This window comes from Streptomyces sp. NPDC002564 (genome assembly GCF_042889645.1).
Classification (GTDB): Bacteria; Actinomycetota; Actinomycetes; order Streptomycetales; family Streptomycetaceae; genus Streptomyces.
The window spans coordinates 280,224-292,665 of record NZ_JBIARE010000006.1; the positions used below are offsets into that span (position 1 = coordinate 280,224).

General features: G+C 74.0%; 10 protein-coding genes. 4 read left to right on the top strand and 6 right to left on the bottom strand.

Annotation, left to right across the window (positions count from 1 at the left end; all coding sequences use genetic code 11):
* Positions 1-441: 441 nt before the first annotated feature.
* Positions 442-1,485: a GlxA family transcriptional regulator gene (locus ACFYXE_RS22925; protein WP_389315071.1), complete on the bottom strand. Its 1,044-nt coding sequence runs from the start codon at positions 1,483-1,485 to the stop codon at positions 442-444.
* Between the two features lie 71 nt (positions 1,486-1,556).
* Here ACFYXE_RS22925 and ACFYXE_RS22930 point away from each other — a divergent pair, with 71 nt between their 5' ends.
* A complete protein-coding gene (locus ACFYXE_RS22930; protein ID WP_389315073.1) occupies positions 1,557-2,882 on the top strand; it encodes an MFS transporter in 1,326 nt (441 codons plus the stop codon).
* 68 nt (positions 2,883-2,950) lie between these two features.
* Here the strand turns inward: ACFYXE_RS22930 and ACFYXE_RS22935 are convergent, their stop codons facing one another.
* Positions 2,951-3,610: a flavin reductase family protein gene (locus tag ACFYXE_RS22935; protein ID WP_389315075.1), complete on the bottom strand. Its 660-nt coding sequence runs from the start codon at positions 3,608-3,610 to the stop codon at positions 2,951-2,953.
* A gap of 71 nt (positions 3,611-3,681) precedes the next feature.
* On the opposite strand from ACFYXE_RS22935, the gene ACFYXE_RS22940 reads away from it, so the two are divergent.
* Entirely contained in the window at positions 3,682-4,683 is a 1,002-nt protein-coding gene (locus tag ACFYXE_RS22940) for a hypothetical protein (RefSeq protein WP_389315077.1), read from the top strand.
* Between the two features lie 234 nt (positions 4,684-4,917).
* Here ACFYXE_RS22940 and ACFYXE_RS22945 read toward each other — a convergent pair whose 3' ends face one another.
* The 3 genes from ACFYXE_RS22945 to ACFYXE_RS22955 all read right to left on the bottom strand — a co-directional run bounded on the left by ACFYXE_RS22945 (position 4,918) and on the right by ACFYXE_RS22955 (position 9,705).
* On the bottom strand, positions 4,918-5,811 hold the full coding sequence (locus tag ACFYXE_RS22945; RefSeq protein ID WP_389315079.1) for an enoyl-CoA hydratase/isomerase family protein: 894 nt from the start codon (positions 5,809-5,811) through the stop codon (positions 4,918-4,920).
* Positions 5,812-5,956: 145 nt separating this feature from the next.
* The gene (locus tag ACFYXE_RS22950) at positions 5,957-8,182 is read right to left on the bottom strand and encodes an acetate--CoA ligase family protein (protein ID WP_389315081.1); all 2,226 of its coding nucleotides are present in this window, start codon (positions 8,180-8,182) and stop codon (positions 5,957-5,959) included.
* Positions 8,183-8,547: 365 nt separating this feature from the next.
* Positions 8,548-9,705, bottom strand: a complete 1,158-nt coding sequence (locus ACFYXE_RS22955) for a flavin-containing monooxygenase (protein WP_389315083.1) — start codon at positions 9,703-9,705, stop codon at positions 8,548-8,550.
* Between the two features lie 258 nt (positions 9,706-9,963).
* Between ACFYXE_RS22955 and ACFYXE_RS22960 the strand changes: the two genes are divergently transcribed.
* Entirely contained in the window at positions 9,964-10,407 is a 444-nt protein-coding gene (locus ACFYXE_RS22960) for a Zn-ribbon domain-containing OB-fold protein (RefSeq protein WP_361178650.1), read from the top strand.
* A 50-nt stretch (positions 10,408-10,457) separates the two neighbouring features.
* Entirely contained in the window at positions 10,458-11,546 is a 1,089-nt protein-coding gene (locus tag ACFYXE_RS22965) for a GNAT family N-acetyltransferase (protein ID WP_389315085.1), read from the top strand.
* On the opposite strand, the gene ACFYXE_RS22970 is transcribed toward ACFYXE_RS22965, so the two are convergent.
* Complete coding sequence (locus ACFYXE_RS22970) at positions 11,524-12,219, bottom strand: pyridoxal 5'-phosphate synthase (protein ID WP_389315543.1); 696 nt, start codon at positions 12,217-12,219, stop codon at positions 11,524-11,526. The genes ACFYXE_RS22965 and ACFYXE_RS22970 overlap by 23 nt on opposite strands.
* Between the last annotated feature and the right edge of the window lie 223 nt (positions 12,220-12,442).

Genomic DNA, 12,442 nt, shown 5'->3' on the forward strand with positions numbered 1-12,442 from the left:
TGGCCCCTGGGCGGTGTCTGGCCCCTGGGCCTTGTACGGGGTTCGCCTTCTCTTCGGTGGGTGGGGCGGGGCCGCGGGGGTATGTGCGTACTCGCTATCCCTGCGCCCCGCTGCACGGACAAAGGCGCCATTGTGTGCTCGGTGCTCCGTGCGCACATACCCCCACGTCCCCTCGCGTCTCGCGTGCGGGTGCGGCCCGGTGGGGCGTCGGTCGCGGGTGCGGCCTGGTGGGCTTGTTCCGTGAGTCCCCTCGACCGGAGAGGCGGGGGGAGTTCCCCACCCGCCCGCCCCCGCCCGGCACGAGGGTGGGGCTCACCCGGCCCCCTCCGGCCCAGCGGGACTAGCCCGCCCCTACTCCCGCCTCACGGCGCGGGGTAAACGGGTGGGTGGGTGGGAGGTATCCGCCGCGGAGCGGCGGGGCTGTTTGCGGGCGGCGGGGGCTCAGGCGGAGACGTCGCGGAACGTGCGGCGATACCCCGTAGGGGTGACCCCGAGCGCCGCTTGGAGATGCTGCCGCATCGACTGCGCCGTGCCGAACCCCGCGTCCCGCGCCACCTGGTCCACCGAGAGTTCGCTCGACTCCAGGAGGTGCCTGGCCCGTTCCACGCGCTGCTGCGTCAGCCACTGCCCGGGGCTGATGCCCACCTCCTCGCGGAACCTCCGCGTGAACGTGCGCACCGACATCGACTCCTGCTCCGCCATGTCCCGCAGCTGCAGCGGCCGGTCGAGGCGGCCCAGCGCCCAGGCCCGCGCGGAGCGCGTCGTCGCCACCTGCGGCTCCGGCACCGGCCGGTGGATGTACTGCGCCTGCCCCCCGTCGCGGTGCGGCGGCACCACCGTCCGGCGGGCCACCTCGTTGGCCACCGCGGTGCCGTGGTCCCGGCGTACGACATGCAGGCACAGGTCGAGGCCCGCGGCCACGCCCGCCGACGTCAGGACGTCGCCGTCGTCGATGAACAGCACGTCCGCGTCCACCTCGACCCGGGGGAAGAGCCGCTGGAAGTGGTCGGACGACGACCAGTGCGTGGTCGCGGGGCGGCCGTCGAGGAAGCCCGCGGCGGCCAGCACGTACCCGCCGGTGCAGATGGAGACCAGCCGGGTGCCCGGCCGGATCAGGGCGAGCGCCGCCCGCAGGTCGTCGGTCAGGAGCCCCTCCTCGTACACCGGCCCCAGCTCGTAGGACGCCGGGACCACGACCGTGTCCGCCGTCGCGAGCGCCTCGGGTCCGTGTTCGACGAGGATGGCGAAGTCGGCGTCCGTGCGGACCGGGCCCGGCGGGCGGATCGAGCAGGTCACGACCTCGTAGAGGTGCCGCGTCCGGGGTGTGCGGGCGCTGGTGAAGATGCGCTGCGGGATGCCCAGTTCGAAGGGGATCACGCCGTCCAGGGCGAGGACGACGACCCGGTGCGGCCGGTCGGACCCGGACGCGGGGCCCGCCGGCGTCCGGTCCGCCGGGAAGTCTGCGGTCTCTTCGGGAAGCGCCATGGCCCGATCCTAGCGAATGCTGTCCCTCGGGCCACTCGTTCGGATCGGACCGGATCCGGATGCTGAATGACGTGACCCAGACAACCGAGACGCCCGCGCGGAGCCTCCCGCCGAGCGCGCCCAAGCGTCGTAAGCGTCGTACTCCCCGTATCCACCGCGCGTGGTTCGTCGCTGCCGTCACCTTCGTGACGATCATCGGCGCCGCCGCGTTCCGCTCGCTGCCCGGTCTGCTCTTCGACCCGCTGCACGAGGACTTCGGCTGGTCGCGCGGCACCATCGGCCTCGCGGTCTCCATCAACCTCGCGCTCTACGGGCTCACCGCGCCGTTCGCCGCCGCGCTCATGGACCGCTTCGGCATCCGCAAGGTCGTCGCCGTGGCCCTCGTCGTCATCGCGCTCGGCTCCGGCCTGACCGTGTGGATGAACTCCGCCTGGCAACTCCTGCTCTGCTGGGGCCTGCTCGTCGGCCTCGGCTCCGGCTCGATGGCCCTCGCCTTCGCCGCGACCGTCACCAACCGGTGGTTCACCGAGCGGCGCGGCCTGGTCACCGGCATCCTCACCGCCGCCTCCGCCTCGGGACAGCTGATCTTCCTGCCGCTCCTCTCCTGGATCGTCGACGAGTACAAGTGGCGGCCCGCCGCCGTCACCGTCGCCCTCGCCGCCCTCGCGGTCGTCCCCTTCGTCTGGCTGCTGCTGCGCGACCACCCCGCCGACGTCGGCCTGAAGCCGTACGGCGCCGCGGAGTTCGTGCCCAAGCCCCCGCCCGTCACGGGCGCGGCACGGCGCGCGATCACGGTGCTCCTCAATGCCGCCCGCACCGGCCCCTTCTGGCTCCTCGCGGGCACCTTCGCCATCTGCGGGGCCTCGACCAACGGGCTCATCCAGACCCACTTCGTGCCCGCCGCCCACGACCACCACATGCCGATCCAGGCAGCCGCCTCCCTGCTCGCCGTCATCGGGATCTTCGACGTCGCCGGGACCATCGCGTCGGGCTGGCTCACGGACCGCTTCGACGCGCGCCGCCTGCTCGCCGTCTACTACGCGCTGCGCGGGGTCTCCCTGCTCTTCCTGCCGATGCTGCTCGCACCGACCGTCCACCCGCCGATGATCTTCTTCATCGTCTTCTACGGCCTGGACTGGGTGGCCACCGTCCCGCCGACCCTGGCCCTGTGCCGCGAGCAGTACGGCGACGACAGCGCGATCGTCTTCGGCTGGGTCCTCGCCTCGCACCAACTGGGCGCTGCCGTGGTCGCGTTCCTCGGCGGAGTGGCCCGGGACGCCTTCGGCTCGTACGACGTGATCTGGTATGCCTCCGGGGCGCTGTGCGCGGCGGCGGCGCTGATGGCGCTGGTGATCCGGCGTCGCGGTCCCGCGCCCACGGCGGCCGTCCCGGCCTGAGGGGCCCGTGCGTGGGGCGTGGGGCGTGGCGTTTGGGGTGTGGGGCGTGGGGTGTGGGTCGTTGGGCGTCAGAGAGTGAAGCGGCCGAACTTTCCGCGGTGGAAGAGCAGGGGGGCCGCCGCGTCCACGACGTCGCTCCCCGCGTCGCTCTCGGGGGTGCCGAGCGCCTCCACCCGGCCCACCACGATCAGGTGGTCGCCGCCCGTGTGCACGGCCTGGATCGTGCAGTCGATCCAGGCGGGCGCCCCGGTCAGCCGCGGCGAGCCGGACACCGGCGCCGCGTCGAAGGCGACCCCGGCGAACTTGTCGGCGCCGCTCACCGCGAAGCCGCGGCACAGCGCGCCCTGGTCGGCGCCCAGGACGTTCACGCAGAACACGCCCGCCCGCGCGATGCGCGGCCAGGTCGTCGACGTACGCGCCACCATGAAGGACACCAGCGGCGGGTCCAGGGACAGCGACGCGAAGGACTGGCAGGCGAAGCCCGCGGGGCCGCTGTCGGGGGCGTCGGCGGTGGGCGGGGCCGTGATCACGGTGACGCCCGTCGCGAAGTTGCCCAGGACGCGGCGGAATTCGTCGCGGTCGAGCGGGGCCCGCTCGTCCTCGCCGACCGCACGCAGCTGAGGGCGCGGGAGAGCCTCGACGGGGTCCGTGGTGGTGCTGGCCCCGACCGACCTGAGGTATCGGACGACGGTGGCCGCCATCCCTGCATGTCCCATCACACCGCCCATTGAAGCTGACGGGGCGTCAGATGTGAAGGGCGTGGCCGGAACGCTGCGGCCCCAGGCGTATCTTCAGCCTCATGAAGTGGGGGAATACGCAGCTGACCTGGGACGAAGTGAGTCTGCGGGCCGCCTCGGCGGTCTGCGCGGCACAACTGCCGGTGGCCGGGCTCGTCGCCTACGTCCTGTCGCTCGACGACGACACCTACGGCGCCGCGGGCGGCCCCGCCATCGGCCTGGCCTGCGCCCTCGTCTTCGCCCCCGTGCTGCTTCCGGTCCTCGGCCTGATCCACTCCGCCGTGCTCACGCTGCCGGCCTGCTGGCTGGGCCGGTGGGCCGCCCCGCGCGTCGGGCACGGCCCGGAGTGGGCGTGGTCGCTCGCCGGGCTGCCGGTCGTCGGTGCCGCGTGGGCCGGGTTCTTCGCGGCGCTCGGCGCCCCGTTCGCCGGATCCGCGCTGTGGATCGCGGCGAGCGGCCTCGCCCCGGCGATCGGCGTCGCGTACTGCCGCCGGCGCCAGGAGCGTCTCGGCAGGCCCCTGCGCAAGGTCTGGATCCTCTCCGGTCTCGGCTCGCTCGGCCTGTCCGTGGCCGTCGTCGCCCTCGCCGCGTTGGCCGCGGCGGCGGGTCTCCTCAAGGAGTACGAGCCTCCGAGGCCGTCCCCCGACCGGCTCGCCGGGGTCTGGCGCGGCGACGGGGACGTCGAACTGAGGCTGCTGGAGGGCGGGCGTGCGGAGCTGGCGGGGTGTGGGGCCGGTGCCGGTCGCGGGTTCGGTGGCGGGGGGCTGTCCGGGGGCGCGTCTCCGCTGACGGGCACGTGGACGGTCGGCGTCGACTCCGTGCTCGACCGGCCCGCGGTGGTGCTGGGAGGGAGCGGGGCCGGGAGCGGGAACGGCAGCCGCGGGGACGACCCCGAGGACGGTCTCGGGGACGGTCTTGGGGGTGGTGGTGACGGTGGCGGTGACCTGGCGTGCGGGATGGATCGGGCCTGGGTCATCGGGGGGTCGGAGGACGACCTCGAACTCTTCGTGTCCGAGGGGGACCCGGACGCCCCCGAGGTGGAGATCCTGCGGAAGGCGGGCTGAGGGGGCGGGTCCGGTGCCGGGGGTCGGGGGCCGGGGGCCGGGGGCCGAGGGACGGGTGCTGGGGTGCGTGGGCTTGGGCCTCGGCCGGGTGGCCCAGACGGGAGCCTTGGCGGGTGGACCGGTCGGATCTGTGTCGGTTGGGCTGGGGCTTGGGGCTTGGGGCTGGGTGCGGGTGCGGGTGCGGGTGCGGGTGCGGGGCCAGGGTGGGGGTGGGGGTCAGGGTGGGGGTGGGGGTCAGCGGCCCCGGTACGTCGGGGCGCGGCGTTCCACGAAACTGGCCACGCCCTCGTTCGCGTCCGCCGTGGTCATGTTGATCTCCTGGGCCGCCGCCTCCGCGGCGAAGGCCGTGGCGCGGTCCGACTCCAGGGATGCGTTGACCAGTTGCTTGGTCAGGGCGAGGGCCCGTGTCGGACCGGCGGCGAGCCGTTCGGCCCACTCCCGTGCCGTCTTCTCCAGCTCGTCGGCCGGTACGACACGGTTGACGAGCCCCATCCGTTCGGCGTCGGCGGCCGGGACGGAGTCGCCGAAGAACATCAGCTCCTTGGCGCGCTGCGGCCCGATCAGCCGGGGCAGCAGATAGGCGCCGCCGCCGTCGGGGACGAGGCCGCGCCGGACGAACACCTCGATGAACTTCGCCGGTTCGGCGGCGATCACCAGATCGCAGGCGAACGCCAGGTGCGCGCCGATGCCCGCCGCCGTGCCGTTCACGGCGGCGATCACCGGCTTCTCGCAGTCGAGGACCGCGGCGACGAGTCGCTGCGCGCCCTGCCGGATGGTGCGGGCGACGTCGCCGGGCACGCGCTCGCCCGTCGCGGGCGCCCCGCGCAGGTCGGCGCCCGCGCAGAAGCCCTTGCCGGTCGCGGTGATCACGACGGCACGGACACCGGGGTCGGCGGAGGCCTCGCCGAGCAGGGCGATCACGCGCTCCCGCTGGTCCCAGGTGACGGCGTTCATCGCCTCGGGCCGGTTGAGCGTGATCCACGAGACGTTGTTGTCAGTGGTGTGGAGTATCAATGAATCGAGGGGGGCGGCGGGTCGGTTCCCGGTGTCGGAAGCGGGATCACCGGTGTCGGTGTCGGTGTCGGTGTCGGAAGTGGTGTGGGGTTGGGGCTCGGGGGAGGGCGTCATGGGGGAGCGGCTCCGGTGGGTGAGGGCGCGGGTGCGGGTGTGGGTGTGGGTGTGGGTGTGGGCTCGGGCGGGTGGTGCGGTCCGGGTGTGCGGACGGGGGCGGGACCGGCCCGGGCGGCGCGCCCAGGGGCGGGCGGGGGCCGGCCTACTGACAGACGGCGAACGCGTCCAGGGCGACCGCGCCCTGCCCGCGCGGCAGCACCATCAGCGGATTGATGTCGAGCTCGGACAGCTCGTCCCCGAGTTCGAGCGCCATCCGCTGCACCCGCAGCACGACCTCGACCAGCGCGTCGACGTCCGCGGGCGGCGCCCCCCTGACCCCGTCCAGCAGGGCGCTCCCGCGCAGTTCGGTCAGCATCGCCTTCGCCTGGTCCTCCCCGAAGGGCGGCACCCGCACGGCCGCGTCCCGCAGGACCTCGACGAGCACGCCGCCGAGCCCGACCGTCACGGTCGGCCCGAAGAGCTGGTCGTGGGTGACGCCGACGACCATCTCGACGCCCCGCTCGACCATCTGGCAGACCAGGATGCCGTCCAGCGCGACCCCTTCGTAGCGGGCGATGTCCGTGAGCTCCCGATAGGCGTCCCGCACCTGGCTCGCCGAGGTCAGGCCGACCTTCACCAGGCCCAGTTCGGTCTTGTGCGCGAGCTGCGGCCCCGAGGCCTTCATGACGACCGGGTAGCCGACAAGCCCGGCGGCCCGCACGGCCGCCGCCGCGCTGGTCACCAACTGCTCGCGCGGCACCCTGATCCCGTACGCGCGCAGCAGCTGCTTCGCCGCGTGCTCGCTGAGCTGCTGGCCCGGCCGCATCAGCGCCTGTGCCTTGCGGAAGGAGGGGGACGGGGTGCGCGGCGCCTCGTCGAAGGGGGAGCGGTAGCCGGCCGTGAAGCGGTGGTGGTCGAGATGGGCGCGCACCGCCGTGATGCAGTTGGCGAAGGTGCGGAAGGTGGCCACGCGCGAGGAGCCGAGCAGCGTCTTGCGGTATGCGTCCTCGGTGCCGACCGGCGAGCCCCACACCACGCACACCAGCTTGTCCGTGCGTTCCGCCGCGTCCACCAGGTCCTGCGCGAGCTTGTCGCTCATGGGCGGGAAGGGGCCGGTGATCGGACAGATCAGCACCCCCACCTGCGGGTCGTCGAGGATGGCTTCGATGATCTTGGGTCCGCGCCAGTCGCCGACGGGGTGCCCGCCGTTGTCGACGGGGTTGGCGACGTTCAGGTACCCGGGTATCCACTCGTGCAGCTCCGCCTGCTTGGCGTCGGAGAGCGTGGGCAGCTTCAGCCCCGCCTCGGCCGCCAGGTCCGAGAAGTGCGCGCCCGTGCCGCCCGAGATCGAATAGACGACGACGCCGTCCGCCTGCGGCGCGCGGGCCCGCGCCAGCAGCGCGGCGGTGTCCTGGAGTTCGTCGAGCCCGTCGACGCGGATCACGCCGAACTGCCGCATCGCCGCGTCCACCACCGCGTCGGCACCGGTGAGTTTGCCGGTGTGTGAGGCGGCCATGCGGGCGCCGGTCTCGGTGCGGCCGACCTTCACGGCGACGACGGGCACCCCGCGCCGGGCCGCCCGGTCGGCGGCGAGCAGGAAGGCGCGGCCGTCCTTGAGCCCCTCGACGTAGCAGGCGATGGCGCCGACCTCGGGGCGCTCGGCGAAGTAGGAGATGAAGTCGGAGGTCTCCAGGTCCGCCTCGTTGCCGGTGGGCGCCCAGTGGGAGAGGCGCACGCCGAGCTCCTGCAGGGTGAAGACGGGCCTGCCCTGGTGCCCCGACTGGGTGATCAGCGCGATGGCGGGCCCTTGGAGGTCGTCGCGGAACTTCTCGAAGGCGTTGAGGTTGGTGTTCGGTCCGAGCAGCCGCAGGCCCGAGCGGCGCACGGTCTCGGCGAGCCGTTCCTGGGCGGCCGCGCCCGCCTCGCCCGTCTCGGCGAACCCGGAGGCGAAGGCGACGGCGAACCGCACCTTCTCCTCGGCGAGCTGCTCGATGACGGGCAGCGGGTCGGCGACCAGCAGCACGGCCAGGTCGACCTGTTCGGGCAGGTCCGCGACGGAAGGGACGCACGGGATGCCGAAGACCGACTGACGGGTGGGGTGCACGGGGTGCAGGCGGGCGCCGACCCGCTCGGCCCAGCCGATGAGTTGCCGGGTGATGCCGGTGTTGGGGCGGCCCTCGGCGTCCGACGCGCCGACGACGGCGACGGATCCGGGGCGGAAGAAGCGGTCGAGGTCGGGTACGCCCGCGTACAGCGGCCGGCCGCTGACGTCCAGGTCGTCCGCCGTGGCGGCCCTGCCGTGGACGGCGTTGGGAGGGAGTTCGCCGCAGGCCACAACATGGGCGCGGCGGGGGTCGGTGGTGAAGGTGCCGTGAGTCGATCCAAGCATCGGTCCGCCCGCTCCTGTGTGACAGCACTTAACTGACGCATAGTCAGATTACTGAACTGACGCTGTGTCAGGAATGGTGCTGCACGCAAAGCCTGGCGCCGGGGGCGGCGTGGGGGGCGGATTCCGGGGTGGGGGTGTCCTTTTGCCCCTGGTCGTCTTGCCCCTGGTCGTCCACGGAACCGTAGGATCCGGCTCTTGCCAAGGTCGCGAATCGGCCTTGCGGTGGCTGTCCTGTTCGTTGCCGGCCGGTGTGTTGTTCGTCTGCGGGTGTGCCGTGGCTGGGCGCGCAGTTCCCCGCGCCCCTTGGCGGCGCCCGCGGCGCCCCCGCGCCCCTCGGCGGCGCCTGAGGCCCGAGGGGGGTGGGCTCAGCGGGCTATCGTCTTTGCGATTCTTTCGGCGTCGCGGGCCATTTCGCGGAACATGCCGCTGATCGGGTTCGTGAAGCCGGTGAAGTACAGGTCGGGCGCCTGCTTCGCGGTGCGTCGGCCGTGCGGGGTCGGGCGGCCGCGCGGGTCGAGGATGCCGAGGTCGCCGACCAGCCCTTCGAGGGCGCGGCGGTAGCCGGTCGCGGCGATGACGGCGTCGGGGCCGATGCGGGTGCCGTCGGCGAGGACGACCTTGCCGTCCTCGAACGAGTCGACCGCGGCGACCGGTTCGACCCGGCCCGTGCGCACCGCGTCGATCAGGCCGACGTCCTGCACGGGTATCGCGCCCTGCCGGACCCGCGAGTACAGGCCGGTGTCGGGGCGCGGCAGGCCCTGGGCCGCGAGGTCGGGGACGCTCAGTCGCGCGATCGGCCCCGCGAGCCGGTCGACCACGGCGACCGGGAGCCTGCGGCACAGGATGCCGGTGCGCTGGGCGGGCCACCCGGCCGTGGAGCGGCGCACGATGTGCGGGGCGGTGCGCACGGCGAGGCGGACCCGGGCGGCGCCGCCCTCGGCGAGGTCGACGGCGATCTCGGCGCCGGTGTTGCCGGCGCCGACGACCAGGACGTCCCTGCCGGTGAAGGGGTGCGGGTTGCGGTAGTCGCCGGCGTGCAGGAGCTCGCCGGTGTACGTGTCGCGGCCGGGCCAGTCCGGCAGCCGGGGCGTGTGGTTGTAGCCGGTGGCGACGACCACCGCGCGGCCCGTGAGCTCGCGCCCGCCGGTCGCGTGCAGCAGCCAGCCGGTGCCGTCGGCGGCGCGTTCGAGGCGGGTCACCTCGACGCCGGTGACGACGTCGAGCCGGTGGTACTCGGCGTACTTGTCCAGGTAGCGGACGACGTCGTCGCGCGAGACCCAGCGGCCGAACGACCGGGGGATCGGCAGCCCGGGAAGGGCCGAGAGGCGACGGGTCGTGTGGAGGTGGAGCCGGTCGTAGTGACCGCGCCAGGAGGCGCCGACGCGTTCGGACTTCTCCAGGACGACCGCGCGGACACCGCGTGCGCGCAGGGCCGCCGCGGCGGCGAGACCGCCTGGCCCGCCCCCGACGACGTACACGGGGTGGTCCTGGCGGAGCGTAAGCGGAGGGGTGGAGTCGGCCATGACTGGAGAGTAACCGCGTGATTACTTGATGGGTGACGGTCAAGTCCGAAACCGATTGCGAATTGATCACGGACGTGCGGGATGTACGAGGTGTACGCCTTTGGCGTGGCCGTGGAGGGGGTCGCGCGCCTCCGGTGCGCTCCGTGGCGGGGCGTACGCCTCTTGCGTACGCGGCGGCGCATGCGTTGAACTGACGTACCGTCAGTTCTGGTGTACGGCCGACCCCTTCGGCGCCCCCGATGCGATCGGACTCTCCTGATGAGCACTGAGCAGCGTGCCGAGCCGCGCTACGACCTTCCCGAGGCGGACGCCTTCACGCAGCCCTACTGGGACGCCGCCGCCGAGGGGCTCCTGCTGATCCGCCGCTGCGGGGCGTGCGGCGCGGCCCACCACTACCCCCGCGAGTTCTGCCCGCGCTGCTGGAGCGAGGACGTCTCCTGGGAACGGGCCGGCGGCCGGGCCACGCTCTACACGTGGTCCGTCGTCCACCGCAACGACCTCCCGCCCTTCGGCGGCCGCGTCCCCTATGTCGCCGCCGTCGTCGACCTCGCCGAAGGCCCCCGGATGATGACGGAGGTCGTCGGTTGCGAGGAGGGCGCGCTGCGGATCGGGATGCCGTTGGAGGTGACGTTCCGGGAGGCGGCGGAGGGGGTGGCGGTCGCGGTGTTCCGGCCGCCGTCGGACGAGGGCGTGCGGGCGTAATCGGGCGTAATAGGGAGGCGTCGCGCGGGCCTGGCGAGCAATCATGGGCCATGCCCTCGCCCTCCCACTCGCCGTCCCCGCCGGACCCGCCGCACCTCACGGACACCGCCGACCTCGCGGACGCCCCCGATGCCACAGACGCCCCCGATGCCACAGACGCCCCCGATCCCACGGACCCCCCGGAGCACGCCCGTGCCCCCGCGTCCTCGGAGGCCGGTTCTGCCTGGTGGCTGACCGGTGATCTCGGCGCGTTCCTCGCGCGCGGGACGGAGTTCCTGCGCTCCGACCCCGTCCTGCACACCGCCCTGCTCAGCGTCACCGAGACCCTGCGCGTGCAGGGACTCCAGGCGTACGGGGAAGGCGCGCCCCTCTTCGGGACGTACGCCGACGCCCACGGCACCGTCCGAGGTGCCTTCGTGCGCACGCCGCCGCACCGCCTGGCCCTCAGCCCCCTCACCCCCGCCGCCACCGACTCCCTCGCCCGGCGGCTGGCCGGCGTCAGTCCCGGCCTGCCCGGGGTCGCCGCCGACCAGGCCACCGCCGAATCCTTCACCCGGGCCTGGGCACGGCACACCGGAGCCGCGGGTGTCCTCGGCACCCGGCAGCGCCTGTACCGGCTGGAGGCGCTCACCCCGCCGGAACCCGTACCGGCCGGCCGCGCCCGCCTCGCCACGGGAGCCGACCGGGACCTGCTGGCGCGCTGGCACGAGGAGTTCGGCGCGGCCGTCGGCGAGCGCCCCGCGATGCGGCCAGGCGACTGGGCCGACGCCCGCCTCGCCTACGGCGGCGTCACCCTCTGGGAGACGCCCGACGGCACCCCGGCCGCCATGGCCGGGGTCACCCGCCTGATCGCGGGCCAGGTCCGCGTCGCCCCCGTCTACACGCCCGCGCCCTTCCGCGGCCGTGGCCACGGCGGAGCCGCCACCGTCGCGGTGACCCGCGCCGCCCTCGACGCGGGGGCCGCCGAGGTCCTCCTCTTCACCGACCTGGCCAACCCCACCAGCAACGGCCTCTACCGGCGCATCGGCTACCGGCCCGTCCGCGACTTCGCCCAGTACGAGTTCACGCGGGACGCCCCGGCGGGCAACGCATCCGCACCCCACCGGGAGGCGGCGGTCACGGCCACAGCAACTCCCTGACCCAGCCGCCGTCCGCCGCCCCGGCGTCCCTGCGGTAGCGCAGCCGCACATGGCGCCGCCGCGCGTCCCCCTGGAAGAACTCCACCTCCAGCGGCTCCAAGACGTACAGCGTCCACGTCGGGGCATCCGCGTCCGGCTCGGCCTGCGCGCGCTCCCAGGCGGCATCGGAGGACCGCGCCAACTCCTCAGATGTGCCGAGGACTTCACTCTGGCGGCCCACCAGGGCGGCGGCCAGCGCACCGGTCGACCGTACGTGCAGGTCGGCGAGTGCCTCGCGGTGCGGGGCCGTGGTGACCGGGCCCCTGACCCGGATCTGGCGCCCCTGCGCCGCCCAGTAGAAGTGCAGGGCGGCCTCGGGGCGGGCGGCGAGCTGCCGGCCCTTCGCGCTGCTCGCGTGCGAGGCGAAGTGCCAGCCGTGCTCGTCCGCGTCGTGCAGCATCACGGTCCGCACGTCGGGTCCGCCGTCCTCCGCCACCGTCGCGAGCCCCATGGTGTGCGGCTCGGGCTGCCCGGCGGCCACCGCGTCCGCGAACCATGCGTGGAAGAGGGGCAGCGGAGCGGCCGGGGCCTGCGCGGGCCGGAAGGCGGGCAGCTCGACGTCCCACACCTTCCGGGACCGGAGCAGGGCACGGAAGTCGTCGGGGGAGACGGGCGGGGGCACAGGTGCTGTCATGTGTCGATTCTGCCCCCGCCGTCCCGGTCGGTCGGTGTCCCCGGCGAGCTGCGCCATCAGGACGCCGTGCAGCAGCTCCGCGTCCACGAAGTCCCCCTCCTCCGGCGCGCCGCACCGCCAGCTCAGCGGGTAGGTGTTGCCGCGCGCCGCCGGGACGCCGATGTACTGGTCCCGCGCGGCGGGCCCCAGGCAGGTGGCTCCGGGCGGCCAGTCGAAGTCCCCG

Excerpts from the sequence above, each read along its gene's own strand:
- ACFYXE_RS22925 (WP_389315071.1), bottom strand. The coding sequence starts at position 1,485 with ATGGCGCTTCCCGAAGAGACCGCAGACTTCCCGGCGGACCGGACGCCG.
- ACFYXE_RS22935 (WP_389315075.1), bottom strand. The coding sequence starts at position 3,610 with ATGGGCGGTGTGATGGGACATGCAGGGATGGCGGCCACCGTCGTCCGA.
- ACFYXE_RS22940 (WP_389315077.1), top strand. The coding sequence starts at position 3,682 with ATGAAGTGGGGGAATACGCAGCTGACCTGGGACGAAGTGAGTCTGCGG.
- ACFYXE_RS22945 (WP_389315079.1), bottom strand. The coding sequence starts at position 5,811 with ATGACGCCCTCCCCCGAGCCCCAACCCCACACCACTTCCGACACCGAC.
- ACFYXE_RS22950 (WP_389315081.1), bottom strand. The coding sequence starts at position 8,182 with ATGCTTGGATCGACTCACGGCACCTTCACCACCGACCCCCGCCGCGCC.
- ACFYXE_RS22955 (WP_389315083.1), bottom strand. The coding sequence starts at position 9,705 with ATGGCCGACTCCACCCCTCCGCTTACGCTCCGCCAGGACCACCCCGTG.
- ACFYXE_RS22960 (WP_361178650.1), top strand. The coding sequence starts at position 9,964 with ATGAGCACTGAGCAGCGTGCCGAGCCGCGCTACGACCTTCCCGAGGCG.
- ACFYXE_RS22965 (WP_389315085.1), top strand. The coding sequence starts at position 10,458 with ATGCCCTCGCCCTCCCACTCGCCGTCCCCGCCGGACCCGCCGCACCTC.
- ACFYXE_RS22970 (WP_389315543.1), bottom strand. The coding sequence starts at position 12,219 with ATGACAGCACCTGTGCCCCCGCCCGTCTCCCCCGACGACTTCCGTGCC.